Source organism: Pedobacter sp. SL55 (genome assembly GCF_026625705.1).
Classification (GTDB): domain Bacteria; phylum Bacteroidota; class Bacteroidia; order Sphingobacteriales; family Sphingobacteriaceae; genus Pedobacter.
Genome location: NZ_CP113059.1, coordinates 1 through 26,245 on the forward strand (window position 1 = coordinate 1; position 26,245 = coordinate 26,245).

At 40.0% G+C, this 26,245-nt stretch carries 17 protein-coding genes, 2 tRNA genes and 3 rRNA genes; 14 read left to right on the plus strand and 8 right to left on the minus strand.

Annotated features, from left to right (window positions below; all coding sequences use genetic code 11):
* Window positions 1-20: 20 nt before the first annotated feature.
* The 6 genes from rrf to OVA16_RS00030 all read right to left on the minus strand — a co-directional run bounded on the left by rrf (window position 21) and on the right by OVA16_RS00030 (window position 8,818).
* Window positions 21-132 (minus strand): 5S ribosomal RNA (gene rrf, locus OVA16_RS00005).
* Between the two features lie 80 nt (window positions 133-212).
* A 23S ribosomal RNA gene (locus OVA16_RS00010) occupies window positions 213-3,088 on the minus strand.
* A gap of 231 nt (window positions 3,089-3,319) precedes the next feature.
* A tRNA-Ala gene (locus OVA16_RS00015) sits at window positions 3,320-3,396 on the minus strand.
* A gap of 14 nt (window positions 3,397-3,410) precedes the next feature.
* Window positions 3,411-3,485 (minus strand) — tRNA-Ile (locus OVA16_RS00020).
* 232 nt (window positions 3,486-3,717) lie between these two features.
* Window positions 3,718-5,237, minus strand: a 16S ribosomal RNA gene (locus tag OVA16_RS00025).
* Together the 16S, 23S and 5S rRNA genes with 2 tRNA genes alongside form the textbook arrangement of a ribosomal RNA operon.
* Before the next feature lie 1,217 nt (window positions 5,238-6,454).
* Window positions 6,455-8,818: a PAS domain S-box protein gene (locus tag OVA16_RS00030; RefSeq protein WP_267762796.1), complete on the minus strand. Its 2,364-nt coding sequence runs from the start codon at window positions 8,816-8,818 to the stop codon at window positions 6,455-6,457.
* Between the two features lie 298 nt (window positions 8,819-9,116).
* On the opposite strand from OVA16_RS00030, the gene OVA16_RS00035 reads away from it, so the two are divergent.
* The 13 genes from OVA16_RS00035 (at window position 9,117) to OVA16_RS00095 (ending at window position 23,299) form a co-directional block, all read left to right on the plus strand.
* On the plus strand, window positions 9,117-9,683 hold the full coding sequence (locus OVA16_RS00035; protein ID WP_267762797.1) for an RNA polymerase sigma factor: 567 nt from the start codon (window positions 9,117-9,119) through the stop codon (window positions 9,681-9,683).
* 82 nt (window positions 9,684-9,765) lie between these two features.
* Complete coding sequence (locus OVA16_RS00040) at window positions 9,766-10,896, plus strand: FecR family protein (RefSeq protein WP_267762798.1); 1,131 nt, start codon at window positions 9,766-9,768, stop codon at window positions 10,894-10,896.
* A 124-nt stretch (window positions 10,897-11,020) separates the two neighbouring features.
* Window positions 11,021-14,377: a SusC/RagA family TonB-linked outer membrane protein gene (locus OVA16_RS00045; protein ID WP_267762800.1), complete on the plus strand. Its 3,357-nt coding sequence runs from the start codon at window positions 11,021-11,023 to the stop codon at window positions 14,375-14,377.
* 36 nt (window positions 14,378-14,413) lie between these two features.
* A complete protein-coding gene (locus tag OVA16_RS00050) occupies window positions 14,414-15,823 on the plus strand; it encodes a RagB/SusD family nutrient uptake outer membrane protein (RefSeq protein ID WP_267762802.1) in 1,410 nt (469 codons plus the stop codon).
* Window positions 15,824-15,840: 17 nt separating this feature from the next.
* Window positions 15,841-16,599, plus strand: a complete 759-nt coding sequence (locus OVA16_RS00055; protein WP_267762804.1) for a DUF4843 domain-containing protein — start codon at window positions 15,841-15,843, stop codon at window positions 16,597-16,599.
* 24 nt (window positions 16,600-16,623) lie between these two features.
* Window positions 16,624-18,144, plus strand: coding sequence for a PKD-like family lipoprotein (locus tag OVA16_RS00060; protein ID WP_267762805.1), 1,521 nt, complete (start codon window positions 16,624-16,626; stop codon window positions 18,142-18,144).
* 197 nt (window positions 18,145-18,341) lie between these two features.
* Complete coding sequence (locus OVA16_RS00065) at window positions 18,342-18,668, plus strand: hypothetical protein (RefSeq protein ID WP_267762807.1); 327 nt, start codon at window positions 18,342-18,344, stop codon at window positions 18,666-18,668.
* Window positions 18,669-18,676: 8 nt separating this feature from the next.
* Window positions 18,677-19,720: a TlpA family protein disulfide reductase gene (locus tag OVA16_RS00070; RefSeq protein ID WP_267762809.1), complete on the plus strand. Its 1,044-nt coding sequence runs from the start codon at window positions 18,677-18,679 to the stop codon at window positions 19,718-19,720.
* A gap of 89 nt (window positions 19,721-19,809) precedes the next feature.
* Window positions 19,810-20,664: a peroxiredoxin family protein gene (locus OVA16_RS00075; RefSeq protein ID WP_267762811.1), complete on the plus strand. Its 855-nt coding sequence runs from the start codon at window positions 19,810-19,812 to the stop codon at window positions 20,662-20,664.
* Complete coding sequence (locus tag OVA16_RS00080) at window positions 20,580-20,966, plus strand: TlpA family protein disulfide reductase (RefSeq protein WP_267765307.1); 387 nt, start codon at window positions 20,580-20,582, stop codon at window positions 20,964-20,966. The genes OVA16_RS00075 and OVA16_RS00080 overlap by 85 nt, the downstream gene beginning before the upstream one ends.
* Before the next feature lie 10 nt (window positions 20,967-20,976).
* A complete protein-coding gene (locus OVA16_RS00085) occupies window positions 20,977-22,155 on the plus strand; it encodes a retropepsin-like aspartic protease (protein ID WP_267762813.1) in 1,179 nt (392 codons plus the stop codon).
* A 3-nt stretch (window positions 22,156-22,158) separates the two neighbouring features.
* Window positions 22,159-23,073, plus strand: a complete 915-nt coding sequence (locus OVA16_RS00090) for a thioredoxin family protein (protein WP_267762815.1) — start codon at window positions 22,159-22,161, stop codon at window positions 23,071-23,073.
* Entirely contained in the window at window positions 23,051-23,299 is a 249-nt protein-coding gene (locus OVA16_RS00095; protein WP_267762817.1) for a hypothetical protein, read from the plus strand. Before OVA16_RS00090 ends, OVA16_RS00095 begins: the two co-directional genes overlap by 23 nt.
* An 85-nt stretch (window positions 23,300-23,384) precedes the next feature.
* Here the strand turns inward: OVA16_RS00095 and OVA16_RS00100 are convergent, their stop codons facing one another.
* Together OVA16_RS00100 and OVA16_RS00105 are read right to left on the minus strand one after the other, a co-directional pair.
* Window positions 23,385-24,113 carry a hypothetical protein gene (locus OVA16_RS00100; RefSeq protein ID WP_267762818.1) on the minus strand — a complete coding sequence of 243 codons (729 nt, stop codon included), beginning with the start codon at window positions 24,111-24,113 and terminating at the stop codon, window positions 23,385-23,387.
* Window positions 24,106-24,669, minus strand: coding sequence for an RNA polymerase sigma factor (locus OVA16_RS00105; RefSeq protein WP_267762820.1), 564 nt, complete (start codon window positions 24,667-24,669; stop codon window positions 24,106-24,108). Before OVA16_RS00105 ends, OVA16_RS00100 begins: the two co-directional genes overlap by 8 nt.
* A gap of 504 nt (window positions 24,670-25,173) precedes the next feature.
* Between OVA16_RS00105 and OVA16_RS00110 the strand changes: the two genes are divergently transcribed.
* Window positions 25,174-26,175, plus strand: coding sequence for a hypothetical protein (locus tag OVA16_RS00110; protein ID WP_267762822.1), 1,002 nt, complete (start codon window positions 25,174-25,176; stop codon window positions 26,173-26,175).
* The last annotated feature ends 70 nt before the right edge of the window (window positions 26,176-26,245 follow it).

The window sequence follows — 26,245 nt, forward strand, 5'->3', positions numbered from 1 at the left end:
TCTGCAAGGGGCCGTTTAAGTTTAGGCACCGACCTACTCTCCCACGTGTTACCGCAGTACCATCGGCTCGGGCGGGCTTAACTTCTCTGTTCGGAATGGGAAGAGGTGGACACCGCCGATATAGGCACCTGAATATCTTTGTTATTATTCAGTGATAATAAATGACATATTATTGAAAGAAGTTAAGTTTCGAAGAGCAAACAACGTCTGCTTTGATGAAAGCCTCGGGCTATTAGTAATACTCGACTGTGGTGTCGCCACCTTTACATCTGTATCCTATCAACGTAGTAGTCTGCTACGGCCCTATATGGAATCCTCATCTCGTGGCTAGTTTCGCACTTAGATGCTTTCAGCGCTTATCTATTCCCAGCGTAGCTACCCTGCAATGCCCCTGGCGGAACAACAGGTTCACTAGAGGCTGGTCCAACCCGGTCCTCTCGTACTAAGGTCAGCCCCACTCAAGATTCCAACGCCCACAACAGATAGGGACCGAACTGTCTCGCGACGTTCTGAACCCAGCTCGCGTGCCACTTTAATCGGCGAACAGCCGAACCCTTGGGACCTTCTCCAGCCCCAGGATGTGACGAGCCGACATCGAGGTGCCAAACCTCCCCGTCGATATGAGCTCTTGGGGGAGATCAGCCTGTTATCCCCAGCGTACCTTTTATCCTTTGAGCGATGGCCCTTCCATGCAGAACCACCGGATCACTATATCCGTCTTTCGACCCTGATCGGCCTGTATGCCTCACAGTCAAGCAAGCTTATGCTATTGCACTCCCCGTACGGTTACCAAGCGTACTGAGCTTACCTTTGAAAGCCTCCGTTACCTTTTTGGAGGCGACCACCCCAGTCAAACTACCCATCAAACAATGTCCCCCGCTCAGCGGGGTTAGACACCGAATACAGAAAGGGTGGTATTTCAACGTTGGCTCCACGACGCCTGGCGACGCCGCTTCAAAGCCTCCCACCTATCCTACACATCCTGTACCCAATGTCAATGTTAAACTGTAGTGAAGGTGCATGGGGTCTTTCCGTCCCGTTGCGGGTACCCGGCGTCTTCGCCGGGACCACAATTTACCGAGCTCATGGCTGAGACAGCGCCCAGATCGTTACACCATTCGTGCAGGTCGGAACTTACCCGACAAGGAATTTCGCTACCTTAGGACCGTTATAGTTACGGCCGCCGTTTACTGGGGCTTCGATTCAATGCTTCGCCTTGCGGCTGACATCCCCTCTTAACCTTCCAGCACCGGGCAGGTGTCAGGCCTTATACCTCATCTTTCGATTTTGCAAAGCCATGTGTTTTTGTTAAACAGTCGCCTGGGCCTTTTCACTGCGGCTGACATTGCTGCCAGCGCCCCTTCTCCCGAAGTTACAGGGCCATTTTGCCGAGTTCCTTAGCCATGATTCACTCGAGCACCTTGGAATCCTCTTCCCGGATACCTGTGTCGGTTTGCGGTACGGGCTTTTATAGACTGGAGCTTAGCGGTTTTTCTTGGAAGTCTGATTACCTGCGCTATCCACTTGCCCGAAGGCTCGCGGTACTATCAGCGTTCAGCAGGACCGGCGGATTTGCCTACCAGTCCTATACCTACAGCCTTCAACGATCTATTCCGTCAGATCGCGGCAGTTCCACTACTCCGTCCCCACATCGCATCTATAAAAGGTACGGTAATATTAAACCGTTGTCCATCGACTACCCCCTTCGGGTTCGCCTTAGGCCCCGACTAACCCTGATCCGATTAGCGTTGATCAGGAAACCTTATCCTTTCGGTGGGCGGGTTTCTCTCCCGCCTTATCGTTACTTATGCCTACATTTGCTTTTCTGGAAGCTCCACCACAGCTCACGCTGCAACTTCACTGCCGCCAGAATGCTCCCCTACCGATATATTTCAATCCCATAGCTTCGGTATATAGTTTGATGCCCGTTTATTATCCATGCACGGCCGCTCGACTAGTGAGCTGTTACGCACTCTTTAAATGAATGGCTGCTTCCAAGCCAACATCCTAGCTGTCTATGCAACCGCACCTCGTTAGTTCAACTTAACTATAATTTAGGGACCTTAGCTGATGGTCTGGGTTCTTTCCCTCTCGGCCCAGGACCTTAGCACCCTGAGCCTCACTGCCGGTTATATTATATAGCATTCGGAGTTTGTCTGGATTTGGTAGGATTTGACTCCCCCGCACCCAATCAGTAGCTCTACCTCTATATAACTCAACACCGACGCTGTTCCTAAAAACATTTCGGGGAGTACGAGCTATTTCCCAGTTTGATTAGCCTTTCACCCCTACCCTCAGGTCATCCGGAAACTTTTCAACGTTTATCGGTTCGGTCCTCCAGTACGTGTTACCGCACCTTCAACCTGCCCAAGGGTAGATCACAAGGTTTCGCGTCTACCTCCACTGACTATGCGCCCTGTTCAGACTCGCTTTCGCTTCGGATCCGTGCCTAAAGCACTTAACCTTGCCAGTGAAGAGTAACTCGTAGGCTCATTATGCAAAAGGCACGCCGTCACACCACGAAGGTGCTCCGACCGCTTGTAAGTACACGGTTTCAGGTTCTATTTCACTCCCCTGTTCGGGGTTCTTTTCACCTTTCCCTCACGGTACTGGTTCACTATCGGTCTCTCGGGAGTATTTAGCCTTACCGGATGGTGCCGGCAGATTCCCACAAGGCGTCTCCGACCTCGCGGTACTCAGGATACTGTTAGGCTAATGGTGCTTACGTGTACGCGGCTCTCACGCTATATTGCCGGGCTTCCCATCCCGTTCCACTTCGCTGCATTATAACCACATCACAGTCCTACAACCCCAACATTGCCGTAACAATATTGGTTTGGGCTCTTTCCCTTTCGCTCGCCACTACTTAGGAAATCATTGTTATTTTCTATTCCTCTGCTTACTTAGATGTTTCAGTTCGGCAGGTTCGCTCTTATTGTGACATGTCTTCAACATGCCGGGTTGCCCCATTCGGAAATCACCGGATCAATTCTCATTTGCAGATCCCCGATGCTTATCGCAGCTTATCACGTCCTTCATCGCCTCCGAGAGCCAAGGCATCCCCCGTGTACTCTTTATTACTTTCTTCTACTCATGCGCCTTTTGCGCCGCATGGTATGCTTTTTTGCTCTTGTCATGATGTCTCATCCCCGATTTGCATCGGGAGAGCACAAACACAACAGTCGCCTATTGTTGTTTGCTCTTCTTTTTTAACTTCTTCCAATATGTCAAAGAACTTTCTCAAGGTGGAGCAAGGATTAATGAGCAAGGAATAAAGACCATGTCTTTTATCTTTGTTCTTTCATCTTTGTTCACCGAGTGGTGGAGAATAACGGAGTCGAACCGTTGACCTCCTGCGTGCAAGGCAGGCGCTCTAGCCAGCTGAGCTAATCCCCCAAAAAAACTATCCGTAGTCCCGTCCAGATTTGAACTGGAGACCCCTACATTATCAGTGTAGTGCTCTAACCAGGCTGAGCTACGGGACTATTTGATCTTAGATTCTAGATTGACGATTTTAGATTTGTTCCGTTTCCTTCTTAAATCGTAACTCGTAATTCGTAAATCGTAATTAACAATCAATCTCGCCGCTAGCTAAGCTAGAATGGCTTCATCTTCTTGGTGTTTCTTTTTTCCTGTTTAGAGATATATCATCATTTACATCCTATACTATATCATATAGTATCATTTGGGCGCAGCGAGTGGACAGTTCCACTCCAGAAAGGAGGTATTCCAGCCGCACCTTCCGGTACGGCTACCTTGTTACGACTTAGCCCCAGTTATCGGTTTTACCCTAGGACGCTCCTTGCGGTTACGTACTTTAGGTACCCCCAACTTCCATGGCTTGACGGGCGGTGTGTACAAGGCCCGGGAACGTATTCACCGCGTCATTGCTGATACGCGATTACTAGCGAATCCAACTTCATGGGGTCGAGTTGCAGACCCCAATCCGAACTGTGAACGGCTTTTTGAGATTCGCACGACATTGCTGCCTAGCTGCCCTCTGTACCGTCCATTGTAGCACGTGTGTAGCCCCGGACGTAAGGGCCATGATGACTTGACGTCGTCCCCTCCTTCCTCTCTGTTTGCACAGGCAGTCTGTCTAGAGTCCCCACCATGACGTGCTGGCAACTAAACATAGGGGTTGCGCTCGTTGCGGGACTTAACCCAACACCTCACGGCACGAGCTGACGACAGCCATGCAGCACCTAGTTTCGTGTCCCGAAGGACCCATCCATCTCTGGATAGTTCACTAACTTTCAAGCCCGGGTAAGGTTCCTCGCGTATCATCGAATTAAACCACATGCTCCTCCGCTTGTGCGGGCCCCCGTCAATTCCTTTGAGTTTCACCCTTGCGGGCGTACTCCCCAGGTGGAATACTTAACGCTTTCGCTTAGCCGCTGACTGTGTATCGCCAACAGCGAGTATTCATCGTTTAGGGCGTGGACTACCAGGGTATCTAATCCTGTTTGATCCCCACGCTTTCGTGCCTCAGCGTCAATAGGACCATAGTAAGCTGCCTTCGCAATCGGTGTTCTGAGACATATCTATGCATTTCACCGCTACTTGTCTCATTCCGCCTACCTCTAGTCCATTCAAGCCCATCAGTATCAAGGGCACTGCGATAGTTGAGCTACCGTCTTTCACCCCTGACTTAACAGGCCGCCTACGCACCCTTTAAACCCAATAAATCCGGATAACGCTTGGATCCTCCGTATTACCGCGGCTGCTGGCACGGAGTTAGCCGATCCTTATTCCTTCGGTACATTCAGCTACTTACACGTAAGTAGGTTTATTCCCGAATAAAAGCAGTTTACAACCCAGAGGGCCGTCTTCCTGCACGCGGCATGGCTGGTTCAGAGTTGCCTCCATTGACCAATATTCCTTACTGCTGCCTCCCGTAGGAGTCTGGTCCGTGTCTCAGTACCAGTGTGGGGGGCCATCCTCTCAGATCCCCTAGCCATCGTCGCCTTGGTGGGCCGTTACCCCGCCAACTAGCTAATGGCACGCATGCCCATCCTTCTCCCATAAATGTTTGACCCCGTCACGATGCCGTGTCGTGGTCTTATGCGGTATTAATCCGAATTTCTTCGGGCTATCCCCCAGAAAAGGGTAGGTTGCATACGCGTTACGCACCCGTGCGCCGGTCTCAAGCAAGCAAGCTTGCTCTACCCCTCGACTTGCATGTATTAGGCCTGCCGCTAGCGTTCATCCTGAGCCAGGATCAAACTCTCCATTGTAAAATGTGAATTCGAACTCTGACTATCTATTAACTAAAATTGATTGTCTGTTCTTGATTTGTATTGTCTGTAAGAACCGACCTAAAGAAAACAGTTCGGCTGTATGTACTTTACAGTAAACATTTTCGCCTCGCTGCGCTTTTGTAAATGATATCTCTTTAATGAACTTATCGACCTTACCTCGCGGTGGTCTATATATCCTGCAATTCCCTACTTGTGTTTCAGCGGTCTTAATGTTCCGCATCTGTTTGGTAGCTCATTGTTTCAATCTTGTTTTGTTTAGCTGCGAACTCCGTTCGTCAGCTCCCGTTTCGTTTGGGACTGCAAAGGTAGGAAACTTTTTCTTCTTTCCAAATAAAAAATGAAATATTTTTTATCTGCTCTTCTTCATCTTACCAACCCCTCTCTTCTCCCTCTTTCAAAACCTCAACCTCTTCCTCCGAAGCGGAGTGCAAAGGTAGAAAAACTTTTCCCTTTTCCAAGAAAAAAATAAAACTTTTTTCTTTCCCGTTTGTTAGTGCTTTTCATCCAGTCCCCTCTTCCTCCGAAGCGGAGTGCAAAGGTAGAAAAAAATTATCCCTGCGCAATACAAACAGCGCTTTTTATTCCAAATAGCTATATAAACTGCTGACAAACAAGAAGAAAAAAATCATACTGGCCCACTGCTTAAGATAACCTTATATATATGGTAGGATAAGGGATGGCTTTTGAAGTACATATAAGAGCATCTATTGTGCTTTTTAAACCGCTAAGAAAACGGAGAAACGCAAAGGCGCAATGATGCCTGCACCAAATTGTTGCTGGAATATGGTCTGCCGCCTATTACCTACCCGAATATCCATGTATTCATCTTTGCAGGGTAGGTACTTAAATAGTTTTATGGGCAGCTTTCTGCTTCAATAAAGGCCAGGATGAAGGATAGATAGTAGATCACTGGAAAAAAGCTCCGCGGAACTTGGCGAGAACTTCAAAAGATTTGTGGTAGAGAGACAACGATTGGGAATATTTGCCAATGATATATATAAGCAACACGGTTATTATTTGGCCAAGCGCAGTGCCTTTGTAAAATAGACCCGATGGAAATGGATCCCGATTTTTCATCGGGAGGAATAAACAGCCCCGAAGCGAATTCGGGACAGGCGGGACTACAGAAGCATAGTAGCCGTGCATCTGATTTGCTAATTAACTGGCTATAGATGCAAAGAAGTAATTTGGTTTCAACTGAAAACAATGGTAAAAGTAGTTCCCTCTCCTACTTTACTTTCTACTTCGATGCGATCTCCCATTGCTTCGATTTGATTTTTGGTAATAAATAGACCAAAACCACGGGCATCGCTATTGCCGTGAAAGGTTTGGTTTAGTCCGAATAGCTTATCTTTGTTTTTTGACAAATCTATACCTACACCATTATCTTTGATACGGAGGATGCTGCCACCACCGATAGACTCGCCAGTAATTTCTATTACAGGTTTGCGTAGGGCATGGCTATAACGTAGGGCATTTGAAATTAGATTAAGGAGCACACTCTCTAAATAAGCCTTGTTAAAATATACAAAAATATCAGTTGGGACATTTATAATTAGCTGAGCTTTTTTACTCAAGATTTGCGTTTCTTGTACTTGTAAGGCATTGTTCACATATTCTGATAAATTTAAGGGTTCTTTTATCAAATTCATACTAGACTGAATGTTGACGATGTTGTTGAGGTTGTACAGGGTATCGTTAAGGCTTACTACTACTTTACGGAGTAACTTAATCATCTCGGTTCTCTCTTGTTCGGTTTCGGCATTGCTAATTAAGGAACTGATACCATCTATGTTACTTGCATGAGAACGTAAGTTATGAGAAACGATGTAAGAGAAGTTGAGCAACCGCTTGTTTTGCTCATTAACCAATTCGTAAGATTTATGTAGGGTTTCTTCGGCCTTTTTAACTTGGGTAATATCCATCATTATACCTCTAAGTTTTTCTGGCGCTTCAAGACTGGGTTCTACAGTTAAGCTGTCGCGAATCCAAACTATGGAGCCATCTTTGGCTATCATCCGATATTCGTACTCGTGGTGCTTCCTCAAAAAAAGTTCGTTATCTAAGTAGTTTATTACTCTTTCTTTATCCTCATGGTATAGTTTATTTAAGAAGAAACCTATTTCCGAACTCCACTCGTCTTGGGTATAACCTAAAATATCATATACTTTACGGCTAATAAACAAATTAGCAAAGTTTTCTTTAACCGATGCTTCCCAAACGATGCCTTCTATGGAGTTAATGAGCTCTTCTGCATATTTTTTAGCTTCTATAAGCTGCTCTTCGTAAGCAATTTGGGTGGTAATATCTTCTATTATAATAATGTGCTGGCTAGGTTTTTCTCCGTCTTGCCACAACGGACTGATAATGGCATTGGCCCATATTACCTGTTGGTCTTTATTAATGTAACGACGTACGGATGAAAACTGACGAATTTCGTTATTGCGTAAACGTTTAAAATTGTGCGCATCTAAAGCCAGGTCTTCTGTATGGATTAGTGATTTTATTTTTTTATTGGTTAGTTCTAACTCGGAATAGCCGAGCAGCTTACACAAAAATGCATTGGCCTCTAAAAACTCGCCAGTAATGGAATTGATACGGCCAATACCAATGGCCGCATTATCGAAAATGGTTTTATACTTATTACCGGCAACAAGAAGCATATCTGTTTGCTTGTGTACTACATTAAACAATTGCGACTGCTTGTGCAGGAGTGTCCACAGGAGGTAACTCGAGAGGATGGTAACCAGTAAGCCAAAAAGTATAAGCGAGCCCAGTTGATAATCTGCATAAATTGCCCTTGTATCGGTAAGATAGATTTTCCAATCTCCTTCTTCTACAATTTTAGTTTGATAGGTGTTTTTGGAATAATTATTTTGTTCTGCAATAAAAAACTCTTCCTGGTTGGTAAGTGGATTAATTTTAGAGAATTGAAAACGATAGTGGCTATTGCTCTCGTTTTCTATACCTGCAGTTTTAAGCAATTGGTTTAACTTGATAACTACAGCAGAAAAGCCCCAAAATTTGTTATTTATAAATAACGGTAGGCGTCCTATCACGCCTTTTCCGCCTTGCACCAACACCACTGGTCCCTGAAAATACATTTTACGGAGTTTTATAGCTTTTCTTGCCTCGATAGCGTTAAAGACATTAAGCTTAAAAAGATCTAAACCTACCGCAGCCTCGTTTCCTTTTAAGGGATACATATATTTAATGATACCATTTGGCACCAACTGCACGCCCTGTAAAGACGGGTTTGCCTTCATGATTTTGGCTGCCACCTTTTCGAAATTACGTGGCTTGCCATCTTGATCTAAGGTTAAAGCTATAGTTAAGGCTATATTTTGGCTATTCTTTAGCAACTGATCTAAGCGTTGCTCTACATTTTCTAGTACCGCACTTAAGTCTCTCTCCCTATTTTCTTTAATTATTTGATAACGTTGCTGTGCTATTAATGAGATAATGCCAATTAAAGTAAGCAGAAATATAAGTGTAGTAAGCTTTGGGTTTAATATAAACCAATTTGATTTGATAGGTTGCTTAAAGCTCGTAGGCATTGCTATAGTAGAAGTTTGGGTTTAGTTAAGGCAAACTTAATCTTTATCTGTCAGAATAAATTGATGTTAACCATCGAAAGTAAACGCCAATAATTTTTACTGCAAAATAAGATTAAGAAATGATTAATGGAAAGAAAGAAAATTATTTTGTGAAATAAATTAAAAATATGGGCTAGCCATTTTAACCTATTAATGCAACTTTTATGTTAACTTTGAACTATACAACCACATTAACTAACTCTTCAAACTATTTTTAAACTACTTGGATAGCTTATCTATCCATAATTTTTTTTGCCGAATGTCATCGTACAGCTCGTTTTCGGACGTAGAACTTGCAGCGTTATTAAAAACAAACGACTCTGCTGCTTACACTGTAATCTACAATAGGTATTTTCATACCTTATATGTACATGCTTTTCAAAAACTGAATGATAGACAAGAGGCTCAAGATGTGGTACATGAGCTTTTCGCTCAGTTATGGGCCAAGCGCAAGGAGATCAATGTGCATTCTAATTTAGTTGGCTACTTGTATTCTGCAATAAGAAACAAAATACTAGATCATATCTCTCGGAAGCAAGTTAGGGACAAGTACATTAACTCTCTACAGTTTTTTTTAGAGAGCAACTACAATCTTACTGATCATAGAATTAGAGAAAAACAACTTAGTGAACTGATTGATAAGGGCATTGCCGATTTACCAGAAAAAATGCGTGAAATTTTTGAGCTCAGCAGAAAAAACTCACTAAGCCATAAACAAATTGCTGCTCAGCTTAACCTCTCAGAACAAACGGTTAAAAAACAGGTTAATAATGCTTTAAGAATACTTAGAACTAAGTTGGGAACGATGCTTTTCTTATCGCTTTAATTTTTTTTATTTTTTTTCTACCCCCAAGCTTAACGTTGCTCGTCTTTTATTTGTATGAGGATAAACATATCCTTATTTATTTATGAAAAGAACTGAAGCAGAAGAGTTATTAAATAAGTATGCAAACGGCAATTGTACCGAAGAGGAATTGGCTATTTTACATACTTGGTATTTAGAACAAGAAAAGAATATACCTCAAATTTCGGCAGAAGAGGTAGAAATGGCCAAGCAAAAGGTTTGGGCAGGTCTTGCAATACATGAAGCTGCTGTTTCTAAAACAGTTAAACTATTTTCTACCAAAATAGTTAAACGCATTGCTGCAGCGGCAGTTGTGGTGCTCTCGCTTTATTTAGGATATTACACCATCCAAAAAAACCAATTGAATTTAGGCGATAAACTAACAAAGCAAGAGCAGATTTTACCAGGAGGAAACAAAGCTGTTCTTACCTTAGCAGATGGCAGTACAATTGATTTAAGCAATGTTAAAAAAGGCTTACTTAGCCATAGTAATGGCGCCAACATTGTAAAAACTGCAGACGGTAAGCTTGTTTACAACACTGATAAAGGGAAAACAAAAGCTGTAGCTTGGAACACATTGAGCATTCCTGCGGGCGGTTGTTACAATGTAACCTTAAGTGATGGCACGGTAGTATGGCTTAATGCAAAATCTAGTTTAAAATATCCAACTGAATTTACGGGTAAAGAACGCATAGTTGAGCTTGATGGCGAAGGTTATTTTGAAGTAGCACACAATAGTAAAAAACCATTTAAGGTAGTTACCCAGCACCAAACCGTGGAGGTTTTAGGTACCCATTTTAACATCAACGCTTACCAAGACGAGCAGAGTACAACGACTACTTTATTGGAGGGTAGTGTAAGAATTAACGCATCGGGAGCACAGAAATTGTTAATACCTAACCAGCAGGCCAAATTGAGCGCAGGCAAAATGACGATTACCTCTTACAATACCGATAATGCCATAGATTGGGTAAGCAACGATTTCATTTTTGACAATGAGAGCTTAAGCAGTATCATGCGGAAAATATCAAGATGGTACAATGTTGAAGTTTCGTACCCTGCCAACCTGAGCAATATTGAGTTTACAGGATCTATTTCCCGCAGCAAGAACATCACACAAGTGTTAAAAATAATGGAATTAACCGGAATGGTAAACTTTAAAGTAGAAGGAAGGAGGATTACTGTGATACCATAATTACAACTGTACGCAGTAGCCAAAAAAAATCCAGAGGTGGTTGCAACACCCCTGGACTAATACTTAGGCTATGCTTGAAAATTTTGACTTAACTAACTAACAACACCTAAACACAAACAAATGTATGAATTTTCACATGACATTTAAAAACGGTCGTGATGGCCGTTTATATGCCAGAATTCTGTTAAAATTGAAACTGACCTTAATCATCTTAACAACGGTAATTCTACAGAGCAGTGCCGCCAGCTTTGCACAAATTACCATCAATGAGAAATCTGCCTCATTCGAGAGCATTCTACAAAAAATTAGAAAACAGAGCGGTTACGATTTCTTTTACAGCAACACAATGTTGAAAAACACGAAACCAGTGTCTATCAATGTTAAAAATGCCACGGTAGAAGAGGTTTTGCGAATTACTTTTAAAGACCAGCCACTAGCCTATACTATTGATCAAAAAGCTATAGTTCTGCGCTATAATATGGAACCGGAACGCGTTTTTATCTTGCAAAAGACCATTACCGGCAAAGTAGTGGATGAGAGAAATGGGGCAATTCCGGGTGCTTCTGTACGAATAAAAGGTGTGCCAACCGCTCCTATAGCTATTACCGACGCTAACGGTAATTTTATGATTTCGGCTACTGAAGAGCAAACACTCATTGTAAGTTATATTGGCTATGAAACACAGGAAGTTGTGATAGCTGGAAAGAAACTACCGCTTACGGTTAAGCTTAAGGAGAAGGAAATGATGATGAAAGACATTGTAATTACGGGTACTGGAATTAACCGCAATAAAGACAGTTTTACGGGCACAACCGCCACCTTTACTGGCGATGAGCTAAAAGCGGTAAGTAATAACAATGTTGTACAGGCGCTAAGAACTATGGATCCTTCGTTTCTACTTATAGAGAATAACTTAGCTGGTTCTAACCCTAATGTGATGCCAGTAATTGAGGTGCGTGGAAAAAGTAGCATTCCTAGTGAAACGCTAAGAGACCAATTTGGTAACGACCCTAACCAACCTTTGTTTGTGCTTGACGGATTTCCAACTACATTACAAACCATTGTAGATTTAGATATGAACAGGGTAGCATCTGTAACTTTATTAAAAGATGCTGCTTCTACAGCTTTATATGGTTCGCAGGCTTCTAATGGCGTAGTGGTTATAGAAACCATTAAACCTAAACCTGGCGAACTAAGATTTACCTACACGCAAGACTTTAGGGTTGAGCTGCCAGACTTGAGTGGCTATAATATGATGAATGCGGCTGAAAAGTTGGAGTTTGAACGTTTGTCTGGCAGATATGTAGGTACAGAAGCAAACCCAAACTTAGTAGTTGATCTAGATAATTTATACGCAAGCCATTTGGCAGCAGTTAAAAGGGGTGTGGATAGCTACTGGCTAAGCGAACCGCTACAAACTGGCTATTCAACCAACTCATCTATCAATGCGTCTGGAGGCGACAACTCTTTTACCTACAACGTTGGCATGAACTACAGGACAGGTAAGGGGGCAATGATTGGCTCTGGAAGGGACAGCTATAGCGGAAGCATCAATTTAACCTACCGTAAAAATGCCTTAAATATTAATAACATTACTTATATCCGTGGTAATAAAACCTCTGAGTCTAACTATGGGTCCTTTTCCAATTTTGTGAATGCCAATCCATATTTTGAAAAAAATTACGAAAACCGTTATCTGGAAGTAAGCAAGCAATCTAATTCAACTGGAACTACACTCTACGTAGTGAACCCACTTTACGATGCTATGCAAGCGCAATATAACAACTCTAAAAATATTGAAGTACAGAATAACTTGAACGCTAATTACGATGTTAGCAAAGCTTTTAGATTAAACGCTGCGTTACAAATTACCAAGGGAACTACAACAGCGAAAGCCTACCAATCGCCAGAAATGAGTGCTTTTTTAGATGTACCAGTACTTAGAAAAGGAAAATATACGGATAATAGAACCGAAAATTTTTCGTACCAAGGCAATGTGATGCTTACATTCTACAAAACCATAAACAAGCATAATGTTACTGCAAACTGGCGTAATAGCATTGAAGAAAGAAGCAGTAGTGCTTACCGCACCATAGCCGAGGGGTTTCCGGAAGGAAGTTTAGGCAACCCACGCTTTGCTTACGCTTACCTTTTAAACGGAGCACCTACAGCCTCAAGTGGCGTGTTTCGTTCTTTAAACTCTGCACTTTCTGCTAACTATTCTTTTGACAACAAGTATTTGTTAGATTTTGTATATCGTATCGACGGATCAACCGCCTATGGTAGCAACAATCAGTTCTCGCCATATTATTCATTTGGTTTAGGATGGAACTTACACAACGAAAATTTCATCAAGAACAAAAGCTGGATTAATTCGCTTAGACTAACCGGAAATATAGGCGTAACAGGGAACCAAAACTTTGCAAATATAAGCTCGGTTTCTATGTACGGCTATAATAGCAACACTAGTTATAATTTATTTGGGCAAGGTGTTAGCCTAGATATGTTGGGCAATCCAAATTTGGCACCGCAAAAAACACAGCAAATTAGTACGTCGCTAGATTTTAACTTGTTTAAAGGCAGGCTTGTAGGCTACATCAATGCTTACGAAAAGAGAACTAATCCGCTTATTGTGCCTGTAGACCTACCCTCTTCCACTGGTGTGTTTAAATATCCTTACAATATTGGTAGCTTAACCTACCATGGTATGGAAACCAAACTTACCTTTTTCCCAATTTACAATTTAGCGCAAGGTATTACCTGGAATATAGGACTTACCGCATCTAGTTTTAAAAGCAGGTATGCCGGGTTTGGAAACGTTTTGAATACCCTAAACAAGCAGCAAGAAACCAACAGAACTTTGATAAGATATGTTGACGGAAATAGTGCCGAAGCAATTTGGGCCATCCAATCGTTAGGTATAGACCCCGCCACCGGACGTGAGGTTTTCTTAACCCGCGATGGTCAATACAGTTTCGATTATAGCACTGCAAACATTGCTAACGTAGGCAATACGGTTCCTTTTGCAGAAGGTGTGCTATCTACAGGTTTAAGGTACAAGGGTTTTAGTTTTGCCGTGGCGTTTCGTTACAAACTAGGAGGAGATTCGTTTAACAGCGCACTATTTAACAAGGTAGAAAACATCACGTTCACAAACATTGCCAATAACCAAGATAAACGTGCCTTATACAACAGATGGAAAAACCCTGGAGATATTTCGCAATTCAAAGGAATTTCTCAAACCGAAGCAACCCCTATTTCATCGAGGTTTGTGCAAAAAGAAAACACTTTAAGTAGCGAAGCCTTAAATATAGGCTACATGTTCGACAAGCAACCTTGGGTAAGAAAAGTAGGAATGCAATCATTAACGCTAAACCTACAAGCCAACGATTTCCTATACCTATCTACCATTAGGAGAGAACGCGGCATTGATTATCCTTTTGCCAGAACCATAGCATTTTCTTTAAGAGCATCATTTTAAACCGTTACAAACATGAAAAGAAATTATTATCCAACAATGGCATTACTAATAGCAGCCATTGCCATCTTATCTTCCTGTAAGAAGTTTTTAGATGTGCAGCCAGAAGATAAGGTTTTAGAAACACAGCTTTTTTCTACCAAGCAAGGTATTAAAACCGTATTAAACGGGCTTTATATTAATTTATCTAATAATCAGCTTTATGGCGATAATTTAACACTATCTACCATAGAGGTTTTGGCACAAAGGTACAATACCCCATCTACACATAGCCTTACCAAAATAGCTACCTATGCATACAATGATAACCCTACCATGAGCAGGCTAGAAAACATCTGGACAAATTCTTACGCTACTGTTCTAAATATCAATGCCTTTTTAGAGAACGTAGATAAATACCCGGGCGTTTTAGATCAAAAAACAGAAAATATCTACAAAGGCGAGGCTATTGCCATGAGGGCATTCCTACATTTTGATTTGCTTAGGCTATATGGGCCTAGATATAGCACTGTAGATTCTACAAAACAAAGCCTGTCCTATTATGAAGCTACCAAATCAACTGTAAATCCGTTATTGCCCGCAAATTCTTTTATACAAAAAATTATTGATGATTTGAATAAGGCAGAAACGCTACTAGCAGAAGATGAAATCATTGCCAACGGCGTTAATACCGCAGCAGCAAATGCTACTGTAGATTTTTTAACGAACAATAGAAACTATAGACTTAACTATTATGCGGTAAAGGGGCTTAAAGCAAGGGTGTTTTTATATCGTGGTGATAAAGTTAGCGCTTTGAAATATGCCAAAGAGGTTATGGCCGTTGCAAATCGTTTTCCATGGACTACATCAACCAATGCGCTGAGTGAGAAGCAAAACCCAGACCGTGTATTTACTACTGAAATGATGTTCGGTATAATGAATACGCAGTTATACACTCGTTATTTGGCTTTATTTGATCCAGGTGTTTCTGATGCTAACATATTGGCACCAATAACAGCAAGGCTAAATACGGTGTATGAGAATAATGAAAACGATTACAGATTTAACCTAAATTGGCAAATACCAACCACTGGGGTTAAAGCTTATAAAACTTTTTATAAGTATGCTGATGTGATAGATAAAACGAAAGTTTTTAGGTTCTCTATTCCGTTGCTAAAAATTAGTGAGATGTATTTGATAGCTGCAGAAAGTGAACCCGTAACCGCCGATGGTGTGGCACATTTAAATACCGTGAGAGCAAACAGAGGTTTAATACCATTAGCTGCAACGGTAAATATAAATACCGAACTTCAAAAAGAATATCAGAAAGATTTTTTTGGCGAGGGGCAGTTATTTTACTATTACAAGCGTAGAAACATTACTTCTGTGCCAAATGGATCTGCTTCGAGCGGCAACGTAACGGTAAACTATGCCGTACCTATGCCTCAATCTGAAGCCCTTTATCGTTAACCAAAAATCTTAAAATAATGAACAAACTATTTTTTAACCTTTTGGGATTTGCAGTCCTTACCATTTTACTGAGCTGCGAAAAAGAACTACACAAATATGAAGGTAAACCTGCGGTGTATTTTAATGAAGCAGGTAGATTACCAGCCTTTGGCGGCGAGGTACTAAGAGACTCAACCATCATGTCTTTTAGTTTAGCCAAAGCACAAGACTCTATTGTAAGTATGGTAGTTGCTACTGTTGGTGCAAAAAAAGACGTAGATAGACCTTACAAATTAGTGATTAATTCCAGCTCTGATGCCATTGCCGGTAATCACTACCAAATTTTAAATCCAACTTTTGTTATCAAGAAAAACCAACTAGGCGATACGGTTAAGATCAAATTTTTCAGAAAAACAGATATGCAAGCCAAAACTTTCTTACTCAGTTTCGATTTGCAAGAAAATGAGAATTTCTCTCCAGAAATGAAATATCGAGTGCTTACTTCTTCTAATAAAAAGATCTCCCTAATTAACTACAGATGGTTTGTTAACGATATCATCAAAAGGCCGGGAAGATGGCTAGATGGGTACTTAGGTGTGTTTACTCGCAAAAAACTTTTATTAATTGCTGAAACTTTAAGTATCGAACCAGCTTATTTAGACGCATCAGTATCTATTGCGGAAATGACCGCCTACGGTAAATTCATGCAACGTTACCTTAACGAGCAAAGAGCCGCTGGCAACACCATCTACGAAGAAGATGGCTCTGAAATGGTAATGGGTGCCTCTGTTCAATAATATCAAACACTAACACTTAAAGTTATGACACTAAAAATATATCGTTCGTTTTTATTCATATTATGTCTTTTCATAATTTCTTCTTGTAAAAAAGACTTAGGAAATTATGACTATACAGAACTAAATGTATTAGATGAAATTACTGGCTTACCAGCAGAAGTTTCTGCGGTTTATGGAAAAAACCTAAAAATAAACCCAGTAATAAAATTTACGCAAGACCCAAATTTTGATGAGAGCAAGTACACTTTTGAATGGACTTACATAGGACCAAATGGATTAGGGGGATCTAAGTTATTCTCATTAGCCAAAACTAGAAACCTTGATCTGGTAATGCAGGTTGTAGCGGGCAATTATCCTGCTTATTACAATATTACAGAAAAGGCATCTGGTATAAAATACTCTACCAAGTTTACTTTAAAAGTAGTCAACGAAATTAACGAAGGCTGGATCATGATGAACGAAGCCAATGGCAAAGCTAGAGTAGATATGCTTTCTCTAAATAGCAACAACAATTTCGATTTAATTATAGATTTATTGGCTACTACTGGTTCTGACCTGAAGTTGACGGGCAAACCTGTAATGACCTACACCTATAACACCGGCTTATTAGTAGGCCCAGATGCAATTAGCTATGGCTTATATTTAGGTACCGACCAAAGTACAACCAAGATAGATCCAAATACTTTTAAATGGACTAAAACCATGGGGTTAAGCTACGAAATGTTTGGCGATATACCTGCGGGCTTTTATGCAGATGTAATTAGGCAAAAATCAAGCTTTTCTTCCTATATGATTGGTAAAGGAAATGCTTATTACTACGAGAGGGTTTTTAACATATACTACTCCGCACCTATCAATTACATCAATGAAGAGCAACGAGGTTTTGAAGTTGAACCTTTTATAGGAAGTAACCACTTGTCTCTTAATACACCTGCCATTTTTTATGATAGAACTAATCGCAGATTTGTTAGACATAGCGGAAGTGCGGCGACAAGTACTACAATTCCAGATCCAGATGCAGCACAAAAACTATTTAGCTTTAGTACTGGAATGGATTTGGTTTACATGAGATGGATTTCATTTAATGGCGGCGAGGTGTTTTCAATTCTAAAAGATCCTGCTAACAATAAAAGATATTTAGCAAGGTTTAACCCTACTAGTAACGCACAATCTTACTATAGCGAAATTACCGCAACAGATTTTAGCAATGCTGAATTTTATGCAATTAATCCTGAGTTTGGTTATATCTTTTATACTGTTGGCAGTAAAATCTATCAATACGACATGGTTTACAAAACAGCTAAACTAATGGCCGATTTTGGTGCTAAAAAAATATGCTATTTCAATTTCTACGAGTTTAAAAATACAACTAAATACACAGGAAGTAATAAGTTAATGGTAGGCATCTATGATCCATCTATAAACAATGGTACAGAGGGAAGCCTAAATATTTACACTGTTCCTAGCCTAAATGGAGATATCATTCTTGATAAAACTTATAGCGGTTTCGGTAGAATAAAAAGCCTAACCTACAGAGAAAGATAAAACCTTAATAAGGCTGCCTCAAGAGTAAAACAATGTCGTCATTTCGAAGATAAAAGGAGGAGAACCAAAGGTCTACGAAGTAAATTGAAAATCAACGGAGTTAAATCTGTTTTAGATTGCTTTCGGAGTAGATCTCTCTAACTTTCAAGATGACGAATAACTTTTGAGACAGCCTCATAAACTAACACACCACAAAAATGAAACTTAAAAACTTATTTACGCTAGCACTAACAGTGCTTTCGGGCTATGCTTTTGCCCAACAAAATGTTACACAGGTTAAAGGCCAACTAACATTTAAAAGAAATAATGTTAAACTATTTAAAGTAATTGATGGAAAAACTACTGAAATTGCCAATGCTGTTCCAACTAAAAACGGAAAATTCGGCTTCCTATTTTACCCAGAATACGAAGGCGTTTACGTTATAGGCACTGGCAATGATATTTCGCCGAACGATAACCATCTATTTTATTTTAAAGGCGGCGACCAATTAGACATACCTTATCTGATACCTCTTATGTACTGAATGGCAAATTGAACTCCAAAGAAAACATTGTACTAAAACAATGGAGAGATTTGACTAACCCGCTCTATCAGAAAGCTATCAATTTCATGAAAGTGCAAAGTACCTTTATGGATTATTTTCCACAGCAAGAAGCCATTGTAGCTAAATCTAAAACTTTCTTAAACGGAAAAGCCACGGGCAATGCCAAGTTTGACCAGCAGATTAAAGAAATTATGCAATTGGATTTAGCGAGCTATGCCACGAATTTCTTGAACACACCGCGTTCTGCTCATCCAAGTATTGAAGAATACAGCGATTTCTACGCCACCTTAAAAGCTAACGAAATCTCCAAAACTACCAAGAAAGTTTACAACTATCCCTACGGATTAAGAACACTTTCTGCTTTGGTTAGCGTGAATATGCGTCAAGACAAAAAACCATATAAACCAGGTGCAGAAGGGCTGACCACTTACATCTCTTACATTCCTAACGATACTTTGAAAGGTGATTTAGTTCTTGAAAATTTGGGTAGATACAAAGATTACGACAGCTACAAAGCCATTACAGATCAATTTGGCAAATACTTATTAACTAAAGTGCAAAAAGAAAAAGACAATGCTTTGATTAGTCCGTTGTTGACTTACAAACCTGGTACAGACGGGTTAAAATTCGCTTACCCGGATAAGGAAGGTAAACAAGTATCTTTTGCTAGTTTAAAAGGTAAAGTTGTTTTAATTGATGTTTGGGCTACTTGGTGCGGACCATGTAGAGCAGAATTTCCGAGTTTAAAACAATTAGAAAAAGATGTAGAAGGTAAACCCATTCAAATTGTAAGCATCTCTACCGATTCTGAAAAAGACAAAGAAAAGTGGCTGAAGATGATTAAAGACGAGAATTTAGGCGGAATGCAGTTATACGCTGGTCAAGACAATGAGTTTTCGAAATACTACAAAGTAAACACTATTCCTCGCTTTTTGGTATTCGATAAAAACGGAAAAATTGTTAGCGTAGATGCACCAAGACCTTCAAACCCGAAGTTAAAAGAATTGCTATTTGCTGAGGCTGCCAAATAAATTCAGTTAACATTTTCCTAGTCAGTAAAAACTGGCTAGGAAAATAAACCTCAGTCTTAACCTCAACTTCAACACTTATCACTATAAAAATGAACACATTAAAAAAATGGTGTATTGCTATTGTTTTGTCTTTTTCAGCCAATATAGCAGTGGCACAACAAGACAGCATTATCATAGCTGGTTACATTAAAAACCTCGATAATAACAGCGTATCCTTTTCTATTCAAAAAGAAGTGTACAAAGGTTATGCTCAAAATGGCGTTTTTAAAATTGCTATTCCAAAACAAAACGTCCCTTGCTTAGTGCGTTCAAACATTTCAATTAAAAACCCCAACAATAGTACAGAAACAAAATCATCGCAAGTACCCTTACCTCAATTAGAGTTTTTTGTATATAAAAACAATTTAGAGATTAAGGGTAATACCAAAGAATATAGGTATTCATCAGTAACGGGAGATGCGGAAAACAATGCCTTTACGATATTAAGAAACAACACCAAAGCAGATGAATTAATAAAGCTAAATACACTTAAAGAATTTACCGCAAGGCAACTTACAAAAGAAGAAAGCAATAATTTACAAAAAACAGGTTTAGAGGCCGGAAAACGAATTACCGAACAACAGCGCAAATTCATTAAAGAAAATCCAAATTTATTTGCTTCGATATTTCTTTTGGGTCGCATGCAAAATTTTTATACCGCCGAAAATTACACCAATGCTTGGAATGGGCTGTCACCAAAATACAAAAATCATCCACTGGCAAAACCCATCCAAGATTATGTAAATAAGATGAAAGTAACTTTAGCAGGTACGCTAGCCACGTCATTTGAGCGCAAAGACAAGGATGGGAAAATCATCCGATTGGCGGATTACAAAGGCAAAACGGTGTTACTAGATTTTGGGGAAGCTGGTGCGGCCCATGTAGAGCAAGTCATCCACATCTAAAAGAACTTTATAGCAAATACAAAGCTGATGGTTTTGAAATCATCGCTATTGCGCAAGAAACGGCTAAAAATCTAGATGATGCTCGTGCCGCTTGGCTTAAAGCAATTGAAGAAGATCAAATTAATTGGGTGCATATTCTAAATAGAGATGGAGTTGAGCAACAAAACATCTTGAAAGATTATGGTGTAAACTCATTTCCTACTAAAATTCTAGTCGACAAAGATGGAAAAATCATCTTACGCATTAGCGCCAGCGCTACCGATGATATTGACAAAGCGCTTGAAAAAATTTACGGACACTAGAAACCTACAAATGAAAATCTATAAATTAATATTAGTTGCCTTCTGCTGTTTCGCCAGCGCACAACTTTTAGCTCAATCTAAACCCGTGGCCACCATCCCTTTCGAAATGGTAAATGGTTCCATTGTATTAAAAGTAAAAATTAACCAAAGTGGTAAAACGTTACGCTTACTTTTCGATACTGGTGCAGATGGCATGGCCATAGATCAATCACTGGCAGATTCGCTTGGCTTAAAAATTACTAGAAGCAACAATGCTTCTGTAGTTGGTGGAAACATGAAAATCGAAGTATCTGATGGTAACGATGTACGGCTAGAAAGCGGATTTGTACTCAAAAATCAAGGCATCGCTATATTTCCGCAAATGCGAGATCATTTAGATGGCCTCATTGGCAACACCATGACCAGACGTTACGTAACCAAAGTCGATTTCAACAAATATGAACTATCCTTATATGAATTCGATAACTACGAATATGAAAAAGGAGGAACCATAGTACCCATTACTATTCCAGCGGGGTTATTTATCATTCCTGGAAATGTAGAAATAGCAGCAGGCAAATCGTATACAGGCAATTTTGTATTTGATAGTGGAGCATCTTACAACCTAATTTGTTTTAGGCCTTTTGTGCGACAAAACAGGTTACTCACTAGCGGTTTTGTTTCCGAATACCATGCTGCTACAGTAAGTATGGGTATCTCCTCTCCTACTTTTAATGGCAAAGCAAACAGCTTTTCTTTTACCAATACTAACGCACTTAAAAATCTTCCCATTACTTTAATGGCAGGCGGCGGCCAAAACGAAAACTGGAACCCTGGTTTTGATGGCTCGATTGGCATGGGGATTATTTCCAGATACAACTTTACTATTAATCGCAAGAAGAACGAAATCTATCTTACGCCTAACCACTCCTACAGTTATCCTTTAAACTTTGTATTGGGCAGTTATCTTCTTGGTTTTAATCTAAAAGGAGAGCTAACGGTACAAAGCGCTATAAAGCCTACTCCAACAGGCGAAACCATATTAAAACCGAGAACTAAAATTACTGCAATTAATAACTTTAGCGCAAGTGCTTTAATTAAAGATCAAAAAAAAATCGATCAGTTAAAAGCCTTACCAAATCAAAGTACGCTAACCATCAATTATGTTGATGAAAACAATGTACCTACCACAATTACCCTAACCAAATAAACAATGAAAAAATTATTGATCACGCTAACTGCGATGGTTTTAAGTCTGAGCAGTTTTGCACAAAGTGGATTAGATAAAGCGCTCAGCAAAGCCAAAAAAGAAAACAAACTTGTTTTTGTAGATACGTATTTCACAGGTTGTATTCCATGTGAGCAAATGGATAGAGATGTATTTCCTAATGCCGTAGTGAGCAAAGAAATGGAAAAAAACTTTGTGATGCTTAAAGTGAATGTTTTTACAGAAAAACTTGGCGATACCATCAAAGTTCAACACATTTTAAATGGCTTCCCTACCTTTCTCGTTTTAAATAGCGATGGAAATTTGGTCTCTTCTGTTTCTGGCTTTAAAGACCCGGGAGATTTGATAAGCTTTTTGGACAACGCAAAAATTCGTGCTAAAAAAGGGCAATCTCATTTGGGTTACTCATCTACTTATAACGAGAAAGATTACCCTGCATTTTACCTAGAATTTGCTAAAACTAGAAAAGGCATTACACCACAAATTTTAAAAGAGTACAGCGATCAGTTGAAAGATTTTAAAGCCAAAAACAGCTTATTACCTTTTTTAATTGCTCGAACCACCAACGAAAAAGTTTCCGCAGAAATTTTAAAGGATTATAACGGCTACGCTAATTTATATGGCGAAGAAGTTTTACAACCCGTGGTTGATCGAGCACTAACAGCTGCTGCCCAAAACAAACTCAACTCATCTAGCAGCAAAGCTGATTTTGATGCTTTTTTAGCTTCCTATCAGAGCAAATTCCCAGCAGATCGTTGGAAAATTAACCTGCAAACTTTGGGAAGCAAGTTATATCTGGAAATGAAAAAAGATACAATAGGCTATCTAAATTTCGCCATTAGCAACCCAGTACTTTTACCAATATCATTTTACTGCTTTGGCAAATACTCTAGTTGCTAAAAAACAATTGTACGGCGAAACTGCAAAATTATTTCTTCAATGGGCAAATGCCATAGTAAATGAAGAAAGCAGTATGGAAATCATTAAAAATGCGGCTTCATTAAATAAACGAATGGGTAGCAACGAAGGTTACAAGAAATTTATGCAAATGGCTATCAACAGAGCCAAAAAATACGCAATGCCTTACCAAGAAATGGAAGATAGTTTTAAGCAAGCTTCCAAATAAGGTAAAAGAAACTTAGTAACGGATGTTGCTAGTAATTTAGGATAATTAATAAGTGAAAAAGGGTCAATTAGACCCTTTTTGCATTTTACAACTTCTTCAACAATTGCTGTGCATTTTCGTATTGCACCGTCCCATCAGGTATTTTTTCGAGCCAAAATTTAGTATCAGCTTTTTTACCTTCTTTTAGGTAACTCATGGCTACCGCATAGGCGGCATCATATTTATAAACAGATTCACCTTTAAATAAATCTTCTAACAACAATCTCCCTTTTGCCACTTCGTTGGTTTCCATTAAAATTACGCCATAGTAATAAGCTACCATGGCATTTTGAGGATCGGTGTTGTTCAATTTTGCCAACGCAACCTTAGCTTCATTATATTTTTTAGCGTTAAATAAAGTGGCAGCTTCATCTAAATCAGTTTTTTCTGCACCACGCTCAGCAACATTCATTTGAGGGGCTGTGTTAAATTGCTCATACAAATCGCCTTTCCAAGGCGCCCAAATCAACATGCCCAACACCAACACCGCAGCCATACCAGAAACCCATCTCAAATAAGAACTCAACCTAACTACCTTTGGTTGTTCTGCAGTAAAATGCTCCTTATTCAAGCTTTGCAAAGTTCCTAACAATGCGTTTCGGTCAGCATCATCAGCCAATTCCATCTCTAAATTGCTGTGAATATCATAGTAATCCGCAAGGTACTGCTTCAATTCCTCATCTTCTGTCAAGAAATTTTCGAATTCCAAGCGCTCAGCTTCGTTCAAATCTCCCTCCACATATTGGGCAGTCCATAAAATTTTGTCCTCAGTCATTTTTTCTATCAATTAATTTAACCAAGCTTGCCATACATTCCGATTTCTTTTTTCTCAAATAACCATACGTTACACCCAAAACTTCTGCTACTTTCTCTTGCGGTTCTCCTTTCATGCTCCAGCTAATAATTTCCTTACAACGTTCGCCCAGTTTTTCGAAAGCTTTTAAAAATAAAGCAGCTTGTTCTTTCTGTTGTGCTAAAACTTCCGCCTGTTCAAATGTATCCTCGCCAATATGTAATAAATCATCCTCGTTTTTTGTTACCGGGCTTATCGATCTTTTTTTCAGTTCGTTAAGCCACTTACGCTTACAAACCAGTAGTAAAAATGGTTCAAACGGACAAGTAAGCTCTAAATTCTTATATTTTGCCTGGTTGTAAATATCCACCAAAGCTTCCTGAAAAATATCGGCAGCATCATCTGCACTGCCATTGTTAAACAACACAAACGATTTTACTTTACCCGCACATTTCTTATAAATTTCGTTAACCAAAGCCACCTCATTGTTTAGCAGCGCAGTTACATAACGTTGGTCTTCATGTACTTTTTTGGTCATTGATGATATTGATTTATGCTAAAGTATAATTTATTAGGGAAAGTATTTCGTTTATTAAGAAGAAAAGTTGCGCTCTACTATAAGCTAGGGAAAGTCCCGCTTTTCACTTCAAGTCCGCACTCGTTTCACTCGCTTACGGGCTTTACATTTCAATCGGGTTTAACTAACCAAGGCCTGTACTACTAGGAGCTTTCACAAAGCTCTATCCCGCTTGCTAAAGGTTTGTAAAAGCTAACGCACAATTGGCCTTTGCATTCTTTGCCAAAACTTCCAAAAAACTTCGCGTTTGCAATTAACGCAAAGAAAAATAAGAGCCACGCAAAGGACGCAAAGTTTGAAAATTGTTATGCCTCTTATACACCAACGCTTCTTTTTGGGCAAATTTCATTTTATCATTTAAAATTTTAAAAAACATAGGTAACATTTTTTGAATGCCGTTGATATACCTCCAAACGGCGGTTGCTGAAAAGCCAAAACAGAGTAAGCTCAACTAAAAAAAATGTGATGAAAACTTTAAACTTAAAAAATACGCTCTCAAAAAATACGCTTGTAATAATTGTTTTAGCATTAACAATTTCAGCCTTGTTTCAGGCCTGCAAAAAAGACAGAACACCTAGAAACTCGGCTGCTAGCGCTAGAGAATTTACGGCATTGTTTGGACCAAGGGCACAAAAAATGCAAATTAATGCGGGCATCTCTAATACTTTCACGCTACAAGGTGGCACAAAAATTACCATTCCAGCAAACGCCTTCAAATTAAATGGCGTAACCGTTACTGGCAACGTAGTAATTACCGCCGGCGAATTTTTAAAACGTAGTGCTGTATTATTTAGCGGCACCAACACCAACCACATTAGCGGCGCACCTTTAGAATCTGATGGCTTTATTTTTCTTAACGCATCGGTTAACGGCACAAATGTAGATAAACAGCTAGTCGCAAACATACAAATGGCTGTACCAACCACCAACACTCGCAACACCCAAATTTGGGAAGGTGTAGAAAAAGTGGACAATGCCAACCAAATGGCTTGGCAAGCGCCAGCACAAAACCCCAATGGCGCAGCCGGCGGTATTCCTCGCGAAAGCACACCGCAAGCAGGTTTTTACAACTTCGAAATGGGGAACTTAGGATGGATCAATTGTGATGTATTTTATGCCTATACTAATCCAAAAACCACTACCAGTGTAAGCATAGCAAACAACCCGGGTAGTTTTGCAACTTTTATGGGCTTTACGGGCGAAACCTTTGTTTTCTTTTGCGCCAAAGGCAGCAACGTAGTAGCTCAACTATATACTTACGATGGCCCTAATGGTGTAAAAAGTTATACCAACATGATGCCCGTAGGAGTTCAAGGCAAATACATTTCTTTCTCAATTAAAGATGGCAAATACTATTACGCAGAGCAAGAAACCACCATTACGGCCAACCAAAACATTACTTTAACCCTAGCCGAAACTACAGAAAGCGGCATACAACAAGTAATTAACTCATTAAATACCTATTAAAGATATCCCAATCTGTTAACACAAAAGACGAAGCTCATTTGGGCTTTGTCTTTTTATCGTTGATAAACCA